Here is a 19,710-nt window from a genome sequence, read left to right as displayed (position 1 = left end):
GCGCTTCTCGATGGTTTGTCGCACCTTCGCTGTCGACCCAAACGCAAAGATGGCTCGCCCAGGCGGCCCCTCCGTCCCGTGTCGCAAACCGGAACCGAAGATCGCTGACAGCCGCACACAGGCCAGGAGGCAACCGTGCCGACCCAACCCGCCATTCACGCAAGGCATTACTGGCGCAACGTACTGCCGGCAGCAGCGCCCGGAGCCTCTCAGGGCACGCCCTATTCCTTCTGGGTGAAGGATGGCGATCCAGCCAAGCTCGCCGTCATCCTTTCCGGTGGCGGCGCATGCTGGACGGGCGAGAACTGCGCTTTGCACGGCCGTCCGCATTACCGCGCGTACGCTGGCCTCGAACAGGATCCAAGCGACTTCGGTGGCGTCTTCGACACGGCCAATGGCGAAAACCCGCTCGCCGACTATACCTTGATTTTCCTTCCCACGGCCAATGGGGATGTCTTTCTCGGCGACGCAGAACCCATCTACGACACGCCGGCGATGAACGGCCACCCAGAAGGCAAGCTCAGGATCCTGCATAAGGGCTTTGACAATGCCATGCTTGCCCTGGATTGGATGTTCCGGACATACCCGCAGCCGAATACTGTCACGGTCATTGGCTGGAGCGCCGGCGTGATGGCCTCGCCCCTCTATACGCATGTCGTCGCCTGCCACTATTCCAATACCCAGGTCACACACTTTGCCGACGGTGGCGGCGCTTATCGCCTGAGCGACAAGCTCGCTCCCCTCTTCAAGTCTTGGGGAACTGAAAACGTTCTGAAGCGTGTTGCAGGTTTCGAGGATCTATCGATCGACGGGCTGACTTTCGAGGACATCTACGTCCGCGCCGCCGAGCTTCATCCCGACATCGTCTTTCACCAATATAACGAGCGGCACGATGCCGTACAGGGGATGTTCATGCAGCTGATGGGGGAGAGAAGCCCTGATGTCCCGGCAAAGCTGGACGAGGCGCACGCATATATACGCTCGAAGGTTTCCAACTTTCGCACCTATACGAGTTGGGGGAACGATGAAGCTATCATCGGTGGGTATTATGATGCGGTTCTGGCGAAAAATGCGCTGGACAACAGAGGGCATCCCCATGTGCTGGATCGGCTTTACACGCGTCAGACCAATGGCGTGCGATTCCTCGATTGGTTCGCTGCGGCCATCAGCGGCAAGCCGGTAGAAGACGTGGCTTGCATGGATTGCGAAACCCCCGAGCACCATTGGAAGCGCCCCGATTATCCCCAGTAAACCGATTGCGATGACCGCGGGCGTGCCTGCGTGCGGCGGCCGCATCGTCCGCAGGCATACGAGGCATCACAAGACAACGAGGCACCGGCAAATGAAGCTGATCGGTATCGAAGAGCATTTCCTGACGAAGGAGGTGAGCAGTGCCTGGCGGGCGATTGGCTTGGAGGCACGCGATCCGAGCGTCGCCTACCATGGCGGACAGATGGAGAGGCGGCTCCTCGATCTCGCCGATGAACGGCTCGCCCTCATGGACGAGTCAGAGCTGGACGTTCAGGTTCTGTCGTTAACCACGCCTGCCTTGCACGATCTCGCTCCCGAGAGCGTCGAATTGGCGCAGCGGGTCAACGACGCCATCGCGGCTGCCGTCGTGCGTCACCCGACACGGTTTCAGGCGCTGGCGACGCTACCGGTGGCGTTGCCCGACGAGGCCGCCGAAGAGCTCGAGCGTTGCGTCCGGACGCTTGGCTTCAAGGGGACGATGCTGTGCGGGCGCGTGGGAGATCGAAACCTCGAAGATCCGGCGTTCGCGCCGATATTCCAAAGTGCCGAGGCGTTGGGTGCGCCAGTGCTGCTGCATCCCCGTACGCCCGACAAAGCCGTGAGGACGGCCTATTATTCGGGCTTTGCACCGATGGTCGACGCCTCGTTCGCGACTTATGGTCTAGGTTGGCATTATGACGCCGGCATTCAATTTATCCGTCTCGTGCTTTCCGGCACCTTCGATCGTCTTCCGGGGCTCCAGGTAATCCTGGGCCATTGGGGCGAGCTGGTCTTATTCTACGCCGAGCGCCTCGCGGCAATGGACCGCGTGTCCGAACTGGCGCATCCGGTCGCGCACTACTTGCGCAACAATCTGTATGTTACCGCCAGCGGCATGTTCTTGCCCCACTATATGGAGCGTGCAGCGTCCATCGTCGGGACGGACTGTCTGCTGTTCTCGACCGACTTTCCCTATCAATACCGCCACGGACGCGATGCCCGCTTGTTTCTCGATAATTGCGGTCTCGATGAGCCCGCGACGGCGGCCTTTGCCTTTGCCAACTGGATGCGCCTCACCGGCGCATGATCGGGTGACAATCCATTCAACTCTGCCGGCAAGAGCTGCCCGTTCGCAAAATCCGAAGCCCGGCCAATGGAGTCGCCTATGCGCCCATTCGCTTGCACCCTTTTTGAACGGCGGGTTTCAGACGCAGCGTTCGAAGGTTTCAATGACCACTATGGGGGCGCAAAGCTACCTTTGATTTGTGGGAACGAATAACCGCTCAGGGCTCCTTGCTTTCATCCGGTGGTGCGGAGCTGAGCCAGGTATGCGTGCACCGTCTAAATGGCGGCTTTGATGATGGCGACTAGGTTAGCTTGCGACTGCGGAAAAGGTCCGGAATCCGCCCGAATTCACCATGTTCTCATAACGGTCGCCACGATGCCTTCCGCCCTGAGTGAAACTGGGGATCGTTCCGCCGATTCCCTGTCTTTACACGCCAGGCTACTACGCCCCTCGGAAACCTGTTGAGCCGTAGGCATTTACGGCTTTCTTAATCGACCCCGATCCAGGGCGGCCTGTTGGAGGCGCCCGTGAGGGAACGGGGCCGGCATGGCGAAGACCGATCAGAGACCAGAAGTGATCCGGAGAGGCGCGCGGATGCTGCGCACCGCGCTCGGGCCGGCGATCGCCGGGTTTCTGGACGATCCCGTGACCGTCGAGGTGATGCTCAACCCCGATGGGCGGCTCTGGGTCGACCGACTTTCTGAGGGGCTGGCCGACAGCGGCAAGACACTCAGCGCAGCCGATGGCGAGCGCATCGTTCGCTTGGTAGCGCACCATGTCGGCGTCGAAGTTCATGGCTTGTCCCCGCGCGTCTCTGCGGAGCTTCCGGAGACCGGTGAGCGTTTCGAGGGGCTGCTGCCTCCCGTGGTCTCAGCCCCGGCCTTCGCCATTCGCAAGCCTGCTGTCGCCGTCTTCACACTCGAAGACTACGTCGAAGGCGGGATCATGACCTTGATGCAGGCCGAGGCGCTGCGCCAGGCGGTTACGACCCGTGCCAATATCCTGGTGGCGGGGGGCACCTCGACCGGCAAGACCACGCTGAGCAATGCGCTCCTCGCCGAGGTGGCCAAGACCTCCGATCGCGTCGTGATCATCGAGGACACCCGAGAGCTGCAATGCGCCGCGCCGAACCTCGTGGCGATGCGCACCAAGGACGGTGTTGCCAGCCTGTCCGATCTGGTGCGGTCCTCGCTGCGTCTGCGCCCCGATCGTATTCCGATCGGTGAGGTGCGTGGCGCCGAGGCGCTGGACCTTCTCAAAGCCTGGGGCACCGGCCATCCCGGCGGCATCGGCACCATCCATGCCGGTACCGGGATCGGCGCGCTTCGCCGTCTCGAACAGCTCATTCAGGAAGCCGTCGTTACCGTGCCCCGCGCCATGATCGCGGAGACCATCGACCTCGTCGCCGTCCTGGCCGGTCGAGGCTCCGCACGTCGTCTGGCCGAACTCGCCTGCGTCGAGGGCCTGGGGCCGGACGGCGACTACCGGATTTCACATGCCATTTCAGAACCCGCCATCCCTCACGAACAAGGAGATCCCGAATGATCCGTCACGCCCTGCGCATCCGCCAGCACATCGCTACTGCGGTCGCCGCCACTTACGTCAGCCTGTTCATCGCCCCGGCCGCTCATGCCTTAGGTTCCTCCATGCCCTGGGAAGCGCCGCTGCAATCCATCCTCGACTCCGTCGAGGGGCCGGTGGCCAAGATCGTGGCGGTGATCATCATCATTGTCACCGGTCTGACGCTGGCCTTCGGCGATACCGGCGGTGGCTTCCGGCGGTTGATCCAGATCGTATTCGGGATTTCCATCGCCTTTGCGGCTTCGTCCTTTTTCCTGTCGTTCTTCAGCTTCGGCGGCGGGGCGCTGGTCTGATGGCGGTCGCCTTCGAAGCGCTCGACGACGTGCCGGGCTTCTCGATCCCGGTTCACCGCGCCCTGACCGAGCCGATCCTGCTCGGCGGTGCACCGCGATCCGTGGCGATTCTCAACGGCACGCTGGCCGGGGCTGTCGGCCTAGGCCTCCAGCTCTGGTTCGCCGGCATCCTGATCTGGGCGGTCGGGCATATCGCCGCCGTATGGGCTGCCAAGCGCGACCCGCTCTTCGTCGAAGTCGCGCGCCGCCATTTGCGCATTCCTGGTCATCTCTCGGTGTGAACCCCCATGATGAATCTCGCAGAATACCGTCGCACCGCCTCGCGCCTCGCCGACTACCTGCCCTGGGTGGCGCTGGTCGCGGAGGGCGTGGTCCTCAACAAGGACGGCTCGTTTCAGAGGACGGCGAAGTTTCGAGGGCCCGATCTGGACAGCGCTGTCGCGGCCGAACTGGTCGCAGTCGCCGGACGGCTGAACAACGCTTTCCGTCGCCTCGGTTCCGGGTGGGCGATCTTCGTGGAAGCGCAGCGCTCCGAAGCCGCGACCTATCCCACAAGCACCTTTCACGATGCGGCATCGGCGCTGGTCGATGCCGAGCGCAAGGCCGATTTCGAGGAGGAGGAGAGCCATTTCGTATCCGGCTACTTTTTGACGCTCCTCTGGCTTCCACCGGCGGAGGACGCGGCACGTTCAGAATCCTGGCTCTACGAGGGACGCGAAACCTCGGGTGTGAGCCCTTGGGAACAGGTGCGCGGCTTCATCGACCGAACGGATCGCGTGCTGGCACTGCTCGATGGCTTCATGCCGGACTGCCATTGGCTCGATGACGCGGCTACGCTGACCTACCTGCATTCGACGATTTCGACCAACCGGCACCGCGTGCGCGTGCCCGAGGTGCCGGTCTATCTCGACGCGCTCTTGCCCGACCGGCCGCTGGCCGGTGGGCTGGAGCCGCGTCTGGGCGATCATCATCTCCGCGTCCTGACGATCACCGGCTTTCCCGGCGCCACGACCCCGGGCCTGCTCGACGAGTTGAACCGGCTGGCCTTTCCCTACCGCTGGTCGACCCGTGCCATCCTCATGGACAAGCTGGATGCGACGAAGCTGCTGACCCGGATACGCCGCCAGTGGTTTGCCAAGCGTAAGTCCATCGCCGCGATCCTCAAGGAGGTGATGACCAACGAGCAATCCGCGCTGGTCGATACAGACGCGGCGAACAAGGCCGCTGACGCAGACTTGGCCTTGCAGGAACTCGGCGCGGATGTGGCTGGCATGGCCTATGTCACGGCCACGATCACGGTCTGGGACGAGGACGTCCGCCGCGCCGACGAGAAGCTGCGGCTGGTCGAGAAGATCGTCCAGTCCCGAGATTTCAGCGTCATGGTCGAGACGGTCAATGCGGTCGATGCCTGGCTCGGAAGTCTGCCCGGCCATGCCTATGCCAATGTCCGGCAGCCACCGATCAGCACATTGAATCTCGCCCATATGATCCCACTCTCGGCGGTCTGGGCGGGGCCGGAACAGGATGAGCATTTCGGCGACGCTCCGTTGCTCTACGCCAGGACCGAAGGCTCCACCCCGTTCCGGTTTTCTCTCCATGTCGGGGATGTCGGTCACACCCTCGTCGTCGGCCCGACTGGGGCGGGCAAGTCCGTGCTGCTGGCACTGATGGCGCTTCAGTTTCGCCGGTATCCGCGCAGCCAAATCTTCGCCTTCGACTTCGGCGGTTCTATCCGCGCCGCCGCGCTTTCCATGGGCGGCGACTGGCATGACCTCGGCGGAGAGCTGACCGCCGCGGACGAGAGTTCCGTCTCGCTACAGCCGCTGGCCGGCATTCACGAGACGTCAGAGCGCGCCTGGGCGGCCGACTGGATCGTTGCCATCCTGACGCGCGAGAACATCCAGATTACTCCGGATGTGAAGGAACATATCTGGACGGCACTGATCTCGCTGGCCTCGGCCCCTGTGGGCGAGCGGACCATGACCGGGCTTGCGGTCCTGCTGCAATCCAACGGTTTGAAGCAGGCGCTCCGCGCATACTGCGTGGGTGGACCCTATGGCAGGCTGCTCGACGCCGAGACCGAACAGCTGGGATCGTCGGATGTGCAGTCCTTCGAGATCGAGGGGCTGGTGGGAACCGGCGCGGCGCCCGCCGTCCTCTCATACCTGTTCCACCGGATCGGTGATCGGCTCGATGGACGTCCGACGCTGCTCATCATCGACGAGGGCTGGCTCGCGCTCGATGACGATGCATTCGCGGAGCAGCTCCGCGAGTGGCTGAAGACGCTGAGGAAGAAGAACGCCTCGGTGATCTTCGCGACGCAGAGCCTCAGCGACATCGACGGCAGCGCCATCGCGCCTGCGATCATCGAAAGCTGCCCGACGCGGCTCCTGCTGCCGAACGAGCGGGCCATCGAGCCGCAGATTACGGCTATCTATCGTCGCTTCGGCCTCAATGACCGGCAGATCGAGATCCTCGCACGTGCTACGCCCAAGCGCGACTACTACTGCCAGTCGCGGCGCGGCAACCGGCTGTTCGAGCTGGGTCTCAGCGACGTTGGGCTCGCGCTCTGCGCGGCTTCCGCCAAATCGGATCAGGCGCTGATCGCCGAGATCTGCTCTGAGCACGGCCGAGACGGCTTCCTCGCCGCCTGGCTGAAGGCGCATGGCATGGATTGGGCCGCCGACCTGATCCCTGACCTCACCAATCTCGCCCTCGACGCTGAGGGGGCATCTCAGGCCTCCGTCGTCGTTGAGGACGCCGAACCTGCCCTGAAAGAAGAGGAGATCACATCATGACCCGCAAGATCACGTTTCGGTCCGCCGGCACGTCGCTGCTCGCCCTCGCGCTGGCGATGCCCATTGCCATGTCGCCCATCGCAGCGCCGCCCGCACACGCGCTCTTCGGTATCGGCGGGGGGCCTTTCATCGTCTACGACCCTACCAACCACGCCGAAAACCTCCTGACCGCGGCGCGGGCTCTGGAGCAGATCAACAACCAGATCGCACAGCTCCAGAACGAAGCGCAGATGCTGATCAACCAGGCGCGCAATCTCGCCAACCTGCCGTATTCCGGGCTCCAGCAGATCCAGCAGAACGTCAGCCGCACGCAACAACTCCTGGCCCAGGCGCAGAACATCGCCTTCGATGTGCAGAGCATCGACCAGATGTTCCAGCAGGACTATGGCAACCTTTCCCTGACGGCGACCGACCAGCAACTGATCGCCGAGGCCCGGTCCCGTTGGGAGAACACCGTCGGCGGCCTCCAGGATGCCATGCGCGTGCAGGCCGGTGTCGTCGGCAATATCGATGCCAACCGCGCAGAGATGTCCGCGCTTGTGGGGCAGAGCCAGAATGCGGTCGGTGCTCTGCAGGCCACGCAGGCGGGCAACCAGCTCCTCGCACTGCAATCGCAGCAGCTCTCGGATCTGATCGCGGTGATTTCGGCAAACGGCCGCGCCAACGCGCTGTCCGAGGCCGAGCGCGCCACCGCTGCCGAACAGGGCCGCATCCAGCGCGAGCGCTTCCTGACGCCGGGCTCGGGCTACCAGCCCGGCAACGCGCAAATGTTCAACTGAGGCCGGGAGGGGAGATGACGGAGGGGAAGGTGCTGGCCCGGATCGCGGCCATCGTGTTCGTGGCGTTCACGATCACAGTCACGGTGATCGAGATGACACGCGAGGAAGCTCCCGTGCCGGTCAGCACCGCGCCCGCACTCCAGCCGTCTGCTGATCCTCTCCGCGCGATCCTACGCGGCTGCCAGCGGCTCGGCGAGGCCGCCGCCAGCGATGCCGATTGCCTCGCCGCCTGGGCCGAGAGCCGCGACCGGTTCCTCGGCCGGACGCCTGCACCCGAAGCGCCGCAGCATTCGGGAGGCCAATGAGCCATGGGCGGGACCGGCGTCATCGACAACTTTCTGGGCATCTTCACCAGCTATATCGACAGCGGGTTCGGGCTGCTCGGGGGTGAGGTGGCTTTCATTGCGACCACGCTGATCGTGATTGACGTGACGCTGGCGGCCCTGTTCTGGGCTTGGGGCGCCGATGACGACATCTTCGCCCGGCTGGTGAAGAAGACGCTCTTCGTCGGGGTCTTCGCCTATATCATCTCCAACTGGAACATCCTCGCTCGCATCGTCTTCGAGAGCTTCGCGGGCCTTGGTCTGATGGCCTCGGGCACCGGGTTTTCCGCCGCCGATCTTCTGCGCCCCGGCCGTGTCGCTCAGACCGGGCTCGAGGCCGGACGACCGCTGCTCGAAAGCATCTCCGATCTGATGGGCTGGGTCGCGGTCTTCGAGAACCTCGTCCAGATTCTCTGCCTTTTCTTCGCCTGGGCGCTGGTGATCCTCGCCTTCTTCATCCTCGCGGTGCAGCTCTTCGTCACCCTGATCGAGTTCAAGCTCACGACCCTCGCGGGCTTCGTGCTGATCCCCTTCGGCCTCTTCGGCAAGACCGCCTTCATGGCCGAGCGCGTGCTGGGCAACGTCATTTCCTCCGGCATCAAGGTCCTGGTCCTCGCCGTGATCATCGGCATCGGATCGACGCTCTTCGGTCAGTTCACCGCGGGTTTCGGTGGCGTGACGCCGACCATCGATGACGCCATGGCGATTGTTCTGGCCGCCCTGTCTCTGCTGGGCCTCGGAATATTCGGCCCCGGCATCGCCTCGGGTCTGGTGTCCGGCGGGCCCCAACTCAGCGCGGGGGCGGCCGTAGGCACCGGCCTTGCCGTCGGTGGCGCTGCGATCGGGGCCGGAGGGGCGACCATGCTGGCGGCACGTGGAGCCGGATCTGCGCTCTCTGGTGGTGCCGCCCTCGCACGTGGCGGCGTCACCGCGGCGGGCGCTGCCTCGAGCGCCTACACGCTCGGCTCGATGGGCGGAGGAGGTCTCGCCAGCGGCATGGCTGGTGTAGCCCGCGCCGGGGCCGCTGCCGCGGCATCACCCCTCAAGAAGGCGTCCAATCGCGCGGCTGGCGGGATCCAGTCCAGCTACGCCGAGGGTGCCAAGGGCGGTGTTGCGGCGACGGGCGGAACCACCTCGATGGGCACGGTCGGCGGCGCGGCACCCGAGCCTGGCAGCTCCGGCCCGTCCGCCGCCGATGGCCCGCCAGCCTGGGCGAAGCGCATGCGCCATAGCCAGGCCGTGAGCCATGGCGTGCGCGCTGCCGCTCATGCCGTCCGATCGGGCGACAGCCATGGCTCGGGCTCCTCCGTCAATCTCTCCGAAAGGGATCGCTCATGAACCTCTTCAGGCGTTCCGCCACGCATTATGGCAAGACACCGCAACCAGAGACGCCCTACCAGAAGGCTGCGCAGGTCTGGGATGAGCGTATCGGCTCCGCCCGCGTTCAGGCCCGCAACTGGCGCTACATGGCCTTCGGCAGCCTGATCCTCGCGGCGGGTTTTGCTGGCGCCCTGGTCTGGCAATCCGCGCGTGGCACTGTCGTGCCTTGGGTCGTTCAGGTCGACGCGCTCGGCGAGGCCCAGACCGTCGCCCCGGCCTCCGCCGACTACGAGCCGACCGATCCGCAGATCGCGTTCCATCTCGGCCGCTTCATCGAACAGGTCCGGTCGATTCCGGCCGATCCGATCATCGTGCGGCAGAACTGGCTGCGCGCCTACGAGTTCACCACGGATCGAGGCGCGGCCGCACTTAACGACTTCGCCCGCGCCAACGATCCGTTCGCACGCGTCGGTCGCCAACAAATCGCTGTCGAGGTGTCCTCTGTCATCCGGGCCTCGCCGGGATCGTTCCGTGTCGCCTGGACCGAGCGCCACTACGAGAACGGCCAGCTTTCCACGACTGAGCGCTGGACCGCGATCCTGACCGTCGTGATCCAGACTCCGCGCAGCGCCGAGCGCCTGCGCGCCAACCCCCTCGGAATCTATATCAATGCGATCTCCTGGTCGCGGGAGATGAGCCAATGACTGAACAGCATCTTCATGCAACCAGGTCTCCGGGCGTCAGGACGCCGATGTTGGTGGCCTTGCTGCTATCCGCATCCGTACTGGCGGGATGCGCCAGAAACCCGGTGCCGGAATTCAGCTACGACGAGTCCGTGCCGCCGCTGCCCACTCCGCCCGCCTCGGCTGCCGAGGAACGCCCTCGGCCGCTGCACACGCCGCCAGTCTGGACAGTGGCGCATGGCGGAGCGGCGGCAGGCACACCGAACGGACGTATCGAAAACGCCAATGCCGCCGCCCGGGTCGAGCCGCGCCGCGAGGGCTATTACAATGCGATCCAGATCTATCCCTGGTCGGAAGGCGCCCTCTATCAGGTCTATGCCGCGCCCGGTCAGATCACCAATATCGCACTCGAGCCGGGCGAACGTCTGACCGGCGCGGGCCCGATCGCTGCGGGGGATACCACGCGCTGGATCATCGGCGACACGGAGAGCGGGTCCGGAACCACCGCCCGCGTCCACATCCTCGTCAAACCGACGCGGGACGACATCTCGACCAATCTGGTGATCAGCACTGACCGGCGGGTGTATACTATCGAGCTGCGTGCGCGCGAGGCGCTCTACATGCCCTCTGTCGCCTGGGCCTATCCGGCAGCGCCGCAAGGCGTTCGACAGGCTGTGGCGACCGCGCCGACCATCCCGGCACCATCGGCCCGCAATTATCGTTACGGCTTGCAGATCCAGAGGGAGAGCCCACCCTGGCGCCCGGTTTCTGTCTTCGACGATGGCCGTCGCGTCTATGTCGTCTTCCCGGCTGGCATCGCCCAGGGCGAGATGCCGCCGCTCTTCGTGCTCGGCGCCAACGGAGAGCCGCAGATCGTCAACAGCCGTATCCATCGGAACGTTCTGATCGTGGATCGCCTCTTCGGCGCTGCCGAGCTCCGGCTGGGAGCAGGGGATCGCCAGCAGGTGGTCCGGATCGTGCGCATGGAAGAGGGCGAGGCGGATGCGCGAAGGGGAGGGGCGTCATGAGTGACACCGATCCTGCAGCTCCGATGCGTCTGCGTCCCGATCCGCCCCGCGTGACCAGGCTGTCGCGCAAGGTTCTGGCCGGTGTCGGAGCTGTCGCCCTGTTCGGCATTGGAGGCGCGCTGATCTATGCGCTCCAGACCCGTGAGGCCGGGCCGGGAGGTGGAGAACTTTATTCCATTGACAACCGACCGGCAGCGGACGGCCTGGAAGGGCTGCCGTCCGACTATACCGGACCGGTTCTGGGGCCCGCACTGCCCGGTGATCTCGGGCGGCCGATCCTCGATGCGCAGGAGCGGGGAGTGCCCTTGAACCCTCCACCAATTGTGGGCCCGACCGTCGACCCAGACGCGGAGCGCCGCAGGGCAGAGGAAGAAGCCGCGCGTCTGAGCGGTGTCTTCTTCGAAACGGCGTCCGGCAGGGCAACGACGGCCGGGGGCGGCTTGAACCTTCCGGCCTTAAGCGGCATCGAACAGCCCGATGGGAGTCGTCACACAGCTTTCCTCAACGGCCCGGTGGACCGGCAAACCGTCGCATCGGATCGCGTTCAGGAACCGGCCTCACCATACATCCTTCAGGCAGGTGCGGTAATCCCGGCTGCCCTCATCACCGGCATTCGCTCCGATCTTCCGGGCCAGATCACCGCGCAGGTCACCGAGAATGTCTATGACAGCCCTACCGGATCACTGCTGTTAATCCCACAAGGAACCCGCATCATCGGCCAATACGATGACGGCGTTACGTTCGGCCAACGCCGCGTGCTGCTGGTCTGGAACCGCCTGATCCTGCCCGGAGGCCGGTCCATCGTTCTCGAACGTCTGCCGGGGGCGGATGCGAGCGGCTATGCCGGTCTCGAGGATGGCATCGATTATCATTGGTGGGATCTGATGCGCGCGGCGGGTCTGTCCACGCTGCTCGCAATCGGCTCGGACCTCGCCACCGATGACGAAGACCGCCTGGTCCAGGCGATCCGCGATGGCGCGGTGGACACGATCAACCAGGCTGGTCAGCAGATCGTCCAGCGTCAGCTGCAGGTCGCTCCGACTTTGACCATCCGTCCGGGGTTCCCGGTTAGGATCATCGTCACTCGCGATCTCGTTATGGAAGCTGCAGGAGGTTGATCATGTCGAAACTGAAGCTTGGGCCATTGCCCGATGACAAGCCGGTGAAGGTGACGGTGGAAATGCCCGCGACCGTTCACCGCGATCTTGTCGCCTATGCAGACGTCCTTGGTCGAGAGACGGGCCAACCCGTCGCCGATCCTGTCCGGCTGATCGTGCCGATGCTTGAAAGATTCATGTCTACGGATCGAGGATTTAGAAGGGCTCGGCAGTCGATGCCGCCGACCCGTCGGCGTGAGTGAAAGATGGTTTAGAAGCCTTTCGACAAGGCTCCTGTTACTGGCTCGATCTGCCGTAGAGCAAAAATTTAGCCAATTATGGTGCGTACCAGATAGCATGTAAGCCGTAACCGTAGAACAACACGCAACAACGAGATCCCCAACGTCGCTCGTTGCCATACTTTCCAACACCTCATTCAGAGCCACGACTGTTTGACGCCGCTGTTTTGGACGCTCGCCAAGGTTTCGCGGACCCGACAGCGTGGTTCGAGCTGCGGCGAACGAATACCTCTTCCGCCCTACGGAAGGTGCAATGGCGCCTCCCCCGCCAGACGAAGAGGTTTCCGGATGTTGAATCGACGCAATTTCATCGCCCTTGCTCCCGCCACACTCGCTGCCAGCCAAGTGGTGCTGTCCGGATGCGCGGAGGCGCAGACCGCCATGACGACGGCGGCGGGCAGCCCTGATCGGGTGGCGGCCGCCGCCGGTGCCTTTCTCGACCTCCTGTCCCCCGAGCAGCGTGAGCAGGTCCTTTACGATAGCGGTGACCCCGCCCTGCGCAACTGGATCTACTTTCCCAGCCGGGGTGACCGGAACGGCATCGCCTTCGAGGATCTGACGGAAGAGCAACTGAACGCGGCCTTCGCCGTGGCCGAGGCGATGCTGTCCGACAGCGGTTACCGGCAGTTCCGGGGCATCATCGCCGCCGAGGACGAGCTTGGCATCCGCAACGGCGAGGCCCATGTCAATTCCGGCCGGTATTTCATCGCCCTTTTCGGCAGGCCGGGCGCGTCCGGGCGCTTTACCGTCCAGATCAACGGCCACCACCTCGCGCTTAACACCACCTATGCGGACGGGATGGTGAGCCCGAGCCCCGCCTTCACCGGGGTCGATCCGGTCGAGATCGACATGGGCGGCGAGACCGTGCAGCCGATGCGCGCCAAGACCGACGCCTGTTCTGCTCTCCTGACCAGGCTGAGCGAGGAGGCGCGCGCCGCGGCCGAGATCGGGGCCATGGGCGACGTTGCGGTCGGGACAGGCTCCAGCAACCGCTACCCCGAGCCGGCCGGCACCCTGGTGACGGACCTCGCAGCCGAGGATCAGGAGCGCGTGGCCGCTGTGGTGCGGGCCTGGGTCGGGGATGCGACCGACGAGGTTGCCGAGCAGCTCGTGCAGCTCTACCGGGCGGATTTCGGGCAGACCCGCATGGGATGGTCCGGCACCACCGACCCCTACGCGCGCGGCGCCTATCTGCGGCTGGACGGGCCGCGGCTGTGGATCGAGTTTTCCAACGTCGGCCGGTTCGGCAATGGCGACAACCACTTCCACACCATCTACCGCGACAAGCAGGCCGATTACCTGGCCTGACAGCCGCGCCACCGGGGGCTGCCTCGGGGCCGCTCCGACATTTCCCTGAAGGCAGGACGATGACCGAAAGACAGTCTTTTACCACCCGCCGCGACCTGTTGCGGGGCGGCGCGGCCCTGGCGCTGGCGGCGCCCTTCGCAAGCCTGGCCTCGCGCGGGGAAGCGCAGGACCGGTCGCTCGCCGCGCTGCTGGAGCAGGCGGCGGAGCTTGCCTTTCTCGAAACGGTGATCGTCGCCCGAAATGGCGAGATCCTGGCCGAGCGCGGCTATAGCGGGCAGTCCACCTCGGCCCCCACCAACATCAAGTCCGCGTCGAAATCGGTCATCTCGGCCCTGGTCGGCGTCGCCATCGGCGGGGGCGTGCTGAGCGGCGTGGACCAGCCTATCGCCCCGATCCTGCGCGACGAGGTTCCGTCCTCGGCCGATCCGCGTATCGAGCGGATCACGGTGGGCCATCTGCTGAGTATGCAGGCCGGGCTGCGGCCGACCTCGGGCGCCGATTACGGGCGCTGGGTGTCTGGTTCGAACTGGGTGCGCGGGGCGCTGGCCCAGCCCTTCGAGGACGATCCTGGCGGGCGGATGCTCTATTCGACCGGCTCGACCCACCTCCTGTCGGCGATCCTGACCGAGGTCACGGGGCGGCCCACCCTCGACAACGCGCAGGCCTGGCTGGGGCCGGTCGAGGGCTTTTCCATCGCAAGCTGGCAGCGCGACCCGCAGGGGATCTACCTCGGCGGAAACGAGATGGCGATGAGTCCGCGCTCGCTTCTCGCCTTTGGCGAGGTCTGGCGGCGCGGCGGCACAGGTCCGGACGGGTCGCAAGTGCTGCCGCGCGGCTGGGTCGATCAGGCCTGGACGCCGCGCACCACGTCGCGCTGGAGCGGGGACGGCTATGGCTATGGCTGGTTCCTGCGGACGATCGGCGGGCAGGAGGTCCGCTTTGCCTGGGGCTACGGCGGCCAGATGCTCTATATCGTGCCCGCGCTGGGTCTGTCGCTGGTCATGACATCGGACGAGACCCCGCGCCCCACCACCATCGAGGACAGGGACCGGCTGCACGAACTGGCCGCGGCCATCATCCAGGGGCTTCGCGCCGGCTGAGCCGCAGCGAGACCCAACCCGAGACAGGAGTGAAGACATTGAAAACGAGCGGAAACACAATCCTCGTCACCGGCGGAACCAGCGGTATCGGCCGCGCCCTCGCGTCGGAGTTCCATGACCTCGGCAACCGCGTCATCATCACCGGCCGCCGACAGGAGCTGCTGGACCAGATCCTCTCCGAACACGCCGGCATGTCGGCCTACCGGCTGGATGTGGACGACCCCGCCGATATCGCCAGCGTCGCCGCGCGGGTCACGGCCGAATTCCCGGACCTCAACGTGCTGGTCAACAACGCGGGCATCTCGCGCGCCGAAAGCCTCGTGGACGGGGAGTTCGACCTGTCCGTCGCGGAAGCGCTGGTCCGCACCAACATCATGGGCGTGCTGCATGTCACGGCCGCATTGCTGCCGGTGTTGCAGCGTCAGGCCACCGCCAGCATCGTGACCACGACCTCCGGCCTCGCCTTCGTGCCGCGGGCCAACTATCCGACCTATTGCGCCAGCAAGGCCTTCCTTCATGTCTGGCTTCAGGCGCTCCGCACGCAGTTGAGTGGCCGCGGTGTCGAGGTTCTGGAACTCGTGCCGCCCTACGTTCAGACCGAACTCGCCGGACCCGAGCAGGCCCGCGATCCGAACGCCATGCCGCTGGTCGACTACATCGCAGAGGTCATCGGGATCATCGAGGACGCGGATAGGCCGGGGGGCGAGATCCTGGTGGACCGCGTGAAGATGTTGCGCCGGGCGGAAGAAAGCGGACGCTACGCGGAAACTTACAACCGCCTGAACGGCGCCTGAAGCAGATCGCGCAGAGTTCCTGCCCGCCATCGGGAACCGGGCCGACTGACGGACGAAAACGGATCGCCGAAACCCAGAGGGTGTCAGGGGCGAACCATAAGGAAGGAAAAGGGAAATGAAGATATTTGTCACAGGCGCCTCGGGCTTCGTGGGGGCAGCCGTTGTCAAGGATCTGGTGGATGCCGGCCACCGGGTGATCGGCCTCGCCCGCTCCGCTGCGGCCGCGGGGACGCTGTCGGCCCTCGGGGCCGAGGCCCATGCCGGAAGTCTCGAGGACCGGGACAGCCTGCGCAGCGGGATCGCCTCTGCGGATGCGGTCGTGCACACGGCCTTCAACCACGACTTCTCAAGGTTTCGGGAGAATTGCGAGGCCGACCGGGACCTGATTGCCTTCTACGGCGAAGAACTCAACGGTTCGGACCGTCCGATCATCGTGACTTCCGCCATCGGAATTCTCCCCAACGGCGAAACGGTGACCGAGGCGACGATGCCCGCCACGGGCGAGGCCGCCCATCTGCGCGCCGCGACCGAGGCAGCGGCCCGCCAGATCGCGGATGAGGGCGTCAACGTCATGGTCGTCCGGCTCTCGCCTTCCGTCCATGGGGCGGAAGACCATGCCTTCGTGCCGACGCTGATCCGCACCGCGCGGCAGACGGGCGTTTCGGCCTATATCGGCGAGGGCGGGAACACTTGGCCTGCGGTGCATCGCCTGGATGCCGCCCGCCTGTACCGCCTGGCCCTGGAGAACGGCCAGCCGGGCGCGGTCTATCATGCGGTCGGCGAAGAGGGCATCCCGTTCCGCGACATCGCGACCGCGATAGGCGAGGGCTGCGGCCTGCCGGTGGTCAGTAAGACCCCGAATGAGGCGTCGGACCACTTTGGATGGTTCACGCATTTCGCGGGTATGAACCTTAGGGCCAGCAGTGCCCGGACCGGTGAGGCCTTGGGATGGTCGCCGGATCGGCCGGGTCTAATAACTGATATGGCGCTCGAGAGCTACTTCGGTTCGATGAATATTCAGGATCGTTAGCTTGCGGCAGTGCAGTTGATGTGTGCGCAAAATGACATGCAGCCCACTCTTAATCATTTCAAGTGCTTCATTGTAGCTTCGGAAGAGGGTAGTTTCCGAAAGGCAGCATTGCGTCTTCAAGTCGATCCTTCTGTCGTCTCCCGGGCTATTCAAATCGTTGAAAACGATGTCGGCGCGGAATTGTTTAAACGAATTCCTGGGCAAGGCGCCAGGTTGACTGAAGTTGGAGTTGCTTACGCAATCGAGATTGATCGCATATTTGACTACATGTGCCGTGCGAAGAAAGCTGCACAAACTATTGCATTTGGTAGTCAGGGCTTAATACGCTTAGCTATCTCCCAAGACATTTCTGGTCCGATCCTCGCAAACGCCCTCGCGGATCATCAGGAAAAATTTCCGAATCTGAAGGTTGACTTGTTGGAGCTGGCGCCTGCTGATCAAGTGCGTTCATTGCGTATGGGTGAGGTCGATATTGCGATCATGCTAAATCCGCCGAACGACAGGTCGATGGTTGTTGAGAGGGTGTGGATTGAGAGCTGCAAGGTCGCACTCGCGGAGGACCATTGGCTTGCAGGACATAGCGATTTATCCGCTGCCGACCTCGATCAGGAGAAGATAATACTTGGACATCCAACACGTGGTCCATTCTTCGGCGAGTTTGTGTTATCTATTTTGCAGGCGCGGCAGGTTCATCTCGAGACCGTGGCGAGAGTGGAGCGTGTTGAAACACTATTGATGCTTGTGGACGCTCATAGGGGAATCGCCTTTGTGCCGGGAACGTCCTACCACGAGTGCGTTGGGGGCATTACCTACCGAAGCGTAAATTTGAGAGAATCAGACATCAATGTATTTGCAGTTCTGCCAACGGCTGAGCCCCCTGGGTTGGTCGGGCAATTTCTGAATAGTTTGCGCTCAATGGCGGAGAAGCTTCAGAATTAGAGGCCGCAGCTGTCGGGCACTGACAAACTGTACCGACCCTCTGAATTCCTGCTCATGCTACAAGGGAGAACGTAGCGATGAGTATGACAATGGACGACGGCATGAAGCGGCGGACGGCGAAGCGTAAGACAGCGCTTGTCATCGAGATCATTCAGGGCAAGACGACCGTGTAGGAGGCGAGCCGGTCCTTTGACCTGACGCCCTCCGAGATCGAGGGCTGGGTCGAGGATGCGACGCGCGGCATGGAGAACTCGCCGCGCGCCAACCCACTCGACATCCGCGAGCAATACGAGAAGCAGCTCAGGGACCTGCAGGAAACCTACGGCGAGGCCATGCTGGAGCTGCGGGCCCAAAAAAGCTTCAGGCCCTGCTGGATGCGCAGGACGGGAATTGATCCGTCGCATTCAGCAGGGCCTTTTGGCCTAGGGCCTCGCGGTGCCCATCGCCAAGCTCTGCACTTGGTTCGGCATCCCCCGGCGCACGGTCTACTACAAGCCGGTGAAAGCCGCGCCGAAGGTCGATCCCCGCTTCGCCGAACCGATCAAGAAGATGATCGAGGAGGAGCCGTCCTTCGGCTATCGGACCGTGGCCTGGCTCCTGGGCTTCAACAAGAACACAGTGCAGAGGATCTTCCAGATCAAGGGCGGGCAGGTTCGCAAGCGCGCCGTGGGTATGCGGCCCCGCATCCATGCTGTTCCGTCTGTCGCAGTTGCGCCGAACGAGAGGTGGTCGACCGATCTGGCCCGCATCTGAACCGGCAAGGACGGCTGGGCTTCACTGGCCTTGGTGATCGACTGCCACACCCGCGAGTTTTTGGGCTGGCAACTGTCGAAGTCGGGCAAGGCCACGACGGCCAGCGCAGCCCTCGAGCATGCGCTGATCGCGAGGTTCGGCACACTGGGTCGTGTCGAGGAGGAGTTCCTGCTGAGGTCAGACAATGGCTTGGTTTTCACCAGCCTCCACTTCACAGCCATTGTCCGCAGTTACGGGCTCAAGCAGGAGTTCATCACCCCGCACTGCCCGCAGCAGAACGTCATGGTCGAGCGCTTCATCCGGACACTAAAGGAGCAGTGCGTGCATCGCCACCGCTTCGAGAACATCCAGCACGCCATGCGAGTCATCAGCGACTGGATCGGCTTCTACAACAACCGCCGCCCTCATCAGGCTCTTGCCATGCGCACGCCTGCCGAGGCATTCAGATTAGCGGCTTAACTTGAGCAGATTCCGCTGGGTCGATACATTCAGTCGGTATGCCGGTCTGTCTCCGGCTCGCTATGGTCGGGAGCACAAGGCGGCCTAGGGAGCCCAGACCGAATAATGCAGCGATGAATTAGACGCCGTCGTACTCGCAACGACTGGAAGGAGTTGTGGCGCCGCAATTTTTTTACGGCGTCGCAAGGCCTGCGGAGAATTGGCCCTGCGCTTTGGTTTCGCACCGGACTAGTGTTTGCTCTGCCAGCAGGTTCCGACCCGTATGACACGACGTGTCGAGACGCGGCTCATCGGGCCGGACGCAAGTTTGCCCGGCGGGCCATGGCGGCGTCGACGCTCCACGGGCCTGGGCCAGCCGCCGAGATGTAGAGAAACAGGAAGCAGTAGAGCATTGACGGCTCGCCACCGTTGAGCACCGGAAAAAAGTTCTGCGGGGCATGGGCCATGAAGTAGGCGAAGGCCATTAGACCCGACAACATAAATGCGACAGGGCGCGTCATCAGGCCGATGGCGAGTAACGGGCCTCCGATCACTTCCATAAATCCAGCGATATAAACCAAGCCAGACATCTGGTATTCGAAGGGGGCTGGCCAGGAGAAGATCTTCATAGAGCCATGTGAGAAAAACGAGCCGGCGGCAAAGAGGCGCAGCAGGCTGAGAATGTGCGGCGCGGCGGTAGCGGAAGCGCCGAGAAGAGACATTTGCATTCCAGTTCCCTTGGGTTTTCAGTCCAATTCTTGTACCGCGTCGGTCCGCGTGGAGTTTGCCGTGCATGTATCGTCTCGGTATCAAATTGTAATTCGGGTCGGCTCCATACGTTTCTCTTCAGC

The 19,710-nt window shown here is 63.8% G+C and carries 21 protein-coding genes; 20 read left to right on the top strand and 1 reads right to left on the bottom strand.

Annotation, left to right across the window (positions count from 1 at the left end; genetic code table 11):
* Positions 1 to 135 precede the first annotated feature (135 nt).
* The 20 genes from FDP22_RS16135 (at position 136) to FDP22_RS24715 (ending at position 18,880) form a co-directional block, all read left to right on the top strand.
* Positions 136 to 1,251: a hypothetical protein gene (locus FDP22_RS16135; protein ID WP_138575242.1), complete on the top strand. Its 1,116-nt coding sequence runs from the start codon at positions 136 to 138 to the stop codon at positions 1,249 to 1,251.
* A gap of 91 nt (positions 1,252 to 1,342) precedes the next feature.
* Entirely contained in the window at positions 1,343 to 2,317 is a 975-nt protein-coding gene (locus tag FDP22_RS16130; RefSeq protein ID WP_138575240.1) for an amidohydrolase family protein, read from the top strand.
* 573 nt (positions 2,318 to 2,890) lie between these two features.
* Entirely contained in the window at positions 2,891 to 3,841 is a 951-nt protein-coding gene (gene trbB / locus FDP22_RS16125; RefSeq protein WP_430225892.1) for a P-type conjugative transfer ATPase TrbB, read from the top strand.
* A complete protein-coding gene (locus FDP22_RS16120; RefSeq protein WP_138575236.1) occupies positions 3,838 to 4,170 on the top strand; it encodes a TrbC/VirB2 family type IV secretion system protein in 333 nt (110 codons plus the stop codon). Before trbB ends, FDP22_RS16120 begins: the two co-directional genes overlap by 4 nt.
* Entirely contained in the window at positions 4,170 to 4,451 is a 282-nt protein-coding gene (locus FDP22_RS16115; RefSeq protein WP_138575234.1) for a VirB3 family type IV secretion system protein, read from the top strand. Before FDP22_RS16120 ends, FDP22_RS16115 begins: the two co-directional genes overlap by 1 nt.
* Positions 4,452 to 4,457: 6 nt before the next feature.
* Positions 4,458 to 6,968 carry a conjugal transfer protein TrbE gene (trbE, locus tag FDP22_RS16110; protein WP_138575232.1) on the top strand — a complete coding sequence of 837 codons (2,511 nt, stop codon included), beginning with the start codon at positions 4,458 to 4,460 and terminating at the stop codon, positions 6,966 to 6,968.
* A complete protein-coding gene (gene trbJ, locus FDP22_RS16105; protein ID WP_138575230.1) occupies positions 6,965 to 7,747 on the top strand; it encodes a P-type conjugative transfer protein TrbJ in 783 nt (260 codons plus the stop codon). The genes trbE and trbJ overlap by 4 nt, the downstream gene beginning before the upstream one ends.
* A gap of 14 nt (positions 7,748 to 7,761) precedes the next feature.
* Positions 7,762 to 8,052 carry a putative entry exclusion protein TrbK-alt gene (trbK-alt, locus tag FDP22_RS16100; RefSeq protein WP_138575228.1) on the top strand — a complete coding sequence of 97 codons (291 nt, stop codon included), beginning with the start codon at positions 7,762 to 7,764 and terminating at the stop codon, positions 8,050 to 8,052.
* A 3-nt stretch (positions 8,053 to 8,055) separates the two neighbouring features.
* Positions 8,056 to 9,408, top strand: coding sequence for a P-type conjugative transfer protein TrbL (gene trbL, locus FDP22_RS16095; RefSeq protein ID WP_138575226.1), 1,353 nt, complete (start codon positions 8,056 to 8,058; stop codon positions 9,406 to 9,408).
* Positions 9,405 to 10,094 (top strand): conjugal transfer protein TrbF, encoded by a 690-nt coding sequence (gene trbF / locus FDP22_RS16090; protein WP_118134799.1) that lies wholly within the window; start codon positions 9,405 to 9,407, stop codon positions 10,092 to 10,094. Before trbL ends, trbF begins: the two co-directional genes overlap by 4 nt.
* Positions 10,091 to 11,101 carry a P-type conjugative transfer protein TrbG gene (gene trbG, locus FDP22_RS16085; protein ID WP_138575224.1) on the top strand — a complete coding sequence of 337 codons (1,011 nt, stop codon included), beginning with the start codon at positions 10,091 to 10,093 and terminating at the stop codon, positions 11,099 to 11,101. The genes trbF and trbG overlap by 4 nt, the downstream gene beginning before the upstream one ends.
* Positions 11,098 to 12,219 carry a TraB/TrbI/VirB10 family type IV secretion system protein gene (locus FDP22_RS16080; protein ID WP_138575222.1) on the top strand — a complete coding sequence of 374 codons (1,122 nt, stop codon included), beginning with the start codon at positions 11,098 to 11,100 and terminating at the stop codon, positions 12,217 to 12,219. Before trbG ends, FDP22_RS16080 begins: the two co-directional genes overlap by 4 nt.
* Positions 12,220 to 12,221: 2 nt before the next feature.
* Positions 12,222 to 12,461, top strand: coding sequence for a DUF2274 domain-containing protein (locus FDP22_RS16075; RefSeq protein ID WP_138575220.1), 240 nt, complete (start codon positions 12,222 to 12,224; stop codon positions 12,459 to 12,461).
* 324 nt (positions 12,462 to 12,785) lie between these two features.
* On the top strand, positions 12,786 to 13,805 hold the full coding sequence (locus FDP22_RS16070) for a DUF3500 domain-containing protein (protein ID WP_138575218.1): 1,020 nt from the start codon (positions 12,786 to 12,788) through the stop codon (positions 13,803 to 13,805).
* A 59-nt stretch (positions 13,806 to 13,864) separates the two neighbouring features.
* Positions 13,865 to 14,905 (top strand): serine hydrolase domain-containing protein, encoded by a 1,041-nt coding sequence (locus tag FDP22_RS16065; protein WP_138575216.1) that lies wholly within the window; start codon positions 13,865 to 13,867, stop codon positions 14,903 to 14,905.
* A gap of 38 nt (positions 14,906 to 14,943) precedes the next feature.
* Positions 14,944 to 15,699: an SDR family oxidoreductase gene (locus FDP22_RS16060; protein ID WP_138575214.1), complete on the top strand. Its 756-nt coding sequence runs from the start codon at positions 14,944 to 14,946 to the stop codon at positions 15,697 to 15,699.
* 115 nt (positions 15,700 to 15,814) lie between these two features.
* Positions 15,815 to 16,729 carry an SDR family oxidoreductase gene (locus FDP22_RS16055; RefSeq protein WP_138575212.1) on the top strand — a complete coding sequence of 305 codons (915 nt, stop codon included), beginning with the start codon at positions 15,815 to 15,817 and terminating at the stop codon, positions 16,727 to 16,729.
* A gap of 36 nt (positions 16,730 to 16,765) precedes the next feature.
* Positions 16,766 to 17,668 (top strand): LysR family transcriptional regulator, encoded by a 903-nt coding sequence (locus FDP22_RS16050; RefSeq protein WP_170317732.1) that lies wholly within the window; start codon positions 16,766 to 16,768, stop codon positions 17,666 to 17,668.
* A gap of 435 nt (positions 17,669 to 18,103) precedes the next feature.
* On the top strand, positions 18,104 to 18,421 hold the full coding sequence (locus tag FDP22_RS24720; RefSeq protein ID WP_205910800.1) for a hypothetical protein: 318 nt from the start codon (positions 18,104 to 18,106) through the stop codon (positions 18,419 to 18,421).
* A gap of 33 nt (positions 18,422 to 18,454) precedes the next feature.
* Positions 18,455 to 18,880, top strand: coding sequence for an integrase core domain-containing protein (locus FDP22_RS24715; protein WP_239031954.1), 426 nt, complete (start codon positions 18,455 to 18,457; stop codon positions 18,878 to 18,880).
* Between the two features lie 287 nt (positions 18,881 to 19,167).
* Here FDP22_RS24715 and FDP22_RS16035 read toward each other — a convergent pair whose 3' ends face one another.
* Entirely contained in the window at positions 19,168 to 19,581 is a 414-nt protein-coding gene (locus FDP22_RS16035) for a DoxX family protein (protein ID WP_205910798.1), read from the bottom strand.
* Positions 19,582 to 19,710: the final 129 nt, after the last annotated feature.

It is taken from the genome of Paroceanicella profunda (genome assembly GCF_005887635.2).
Classification (GTDB): domain Bacteria; phylum Pseudomonadota; class Alphaproteobacteria; order Rhodobacterales; family Rhodobacteraceae; genus Paroceanicella; species Paroceanicella profunda.
The sequence above is the reverse complement of the archived record's forward strand: the minus strand, read 5'-3'. Positions and strand labels throughout refer to the sequence as shown.

Excerpts from the sequence above, each read along its gene's own strand:
- FDP22_RS16130 (WP_138575240.1), top strand. The coding sequence starts at position 1,343 with ATGAAGCTGATCGGTATCGAAGAGCATTTCCTGACGAAGGAGGTGAGC.
- trbB (WP_430225892.1), top strand. The coding sequence starts at position 2,891 with ATGCTGCGCACCGCGCTCGGGCCGGCGATCGCCGGGTTTCTGGACGAT.
- FDP22_RS16120 (WP_138575236.1), top strand. The coding sequence starts at position 3,838 with ATGATCCGTCACGCCCTGCGCATCCGCCAGCACATCGCTACTGCGGTC.
- FDP22_RS16115 (WP_138575234.1), top strand. The coding sequence starts at position 4,170 with ATGGCGGTCGCCTTCGAAGCGCTCGACGACGTGCCGGGCTTCTCGATC.
- trbE (WP_138575232.1), top strand. The coding sequence starts at position 4,458 with ATGATGAATCTCGCAGAATACCGTCGCACCGCCTCGCGCCTCGCCGAC.
- trbJ (WP_138575230.1), top strand. The coding sequence starts at position 6,965 with ATGACCCGCAAGATCACGTTTCGGTCCGCCGGCACGTCGCTGCTCGCC.
- trbK-alt (WP_138575228.1), top strand. The coding sequence starts at position 7,762 with ATGACGGAGGGGAAGGTGCTGGCCCGGATCGCGGCCATCGTGTTCGTG.
- trbL (WP_138575226.1), top strand. The coding sequence starts at position 8,056 with ATGGGCGGGACCGGCGTCATCGACAACTTTCTGGGCATCTTCACCAGC.
- trbF (WP_118134799.1), top strand. The coding sequence starts at position 9,405 with ATGAACCTCTTCAGGCGTTCCGCCACGCATTATGGCAAGACACCGCAA.
- trbG (WP_138575224.1), top strand. The coding sequence starts at position 10,091 with ATGACTGAACAGCATCTTCATGCAACCAGGTCTCCGGGCGTCAGGACG.
- FDP22_RS16080 (WP_138575222.1), top strand. The coding sequence starts at position 11,098 with ATGAGTGACACCGATCCTGCAGCTCCGATGCGTCTGCGTCCCGATCCG.
- FDP22_RS16075 (WP_138575220.1), top strand. The coding sequence starts at position 12,222 with ATGTCGAAACTGAAGCTTGGGCCATTGCCCGATGACAAGCCGGTGAAG.
- FDP22_RS16070 (WP_138575218.1), top strand. The coding sequence starts at position 12,786 with ATGTTGAATCGACGCAATTTCATCGCCCTTGCTCCCGCCACACTCGCT.
- FDP22_RS16065 (WP_138575216.1), top strand. The coding sequence starts at position 13,865 with ATGACCGAAAGACAGTCTTTTACCACCCGCCGCGACCTGTTGCGGGGC.
- FDP22_RS16055 (WP_138575212.1), top strand. The coding sequence starts at position 15,815 with ATGAAGATATTTGTCACAGGCGCCTCGGGCTTCGTGGGGGCAGCCGTT.
- FDP22_RS16050 (WP_170317732.1), top strand. The coding sequence starts at position 16,766 with ATGCAGCCCACTCTTAATCATTTCAAGTGCTTCATTGTAGCTTCGGAA.
- FDP22_RS16035 (WP_205910798.1), bottom strand. The coding sequence starts at position 19,581 with ATGTCTCTTCTCGGCGCTTCCGCTACCGCCGCGCCGCACATTCTCAGC.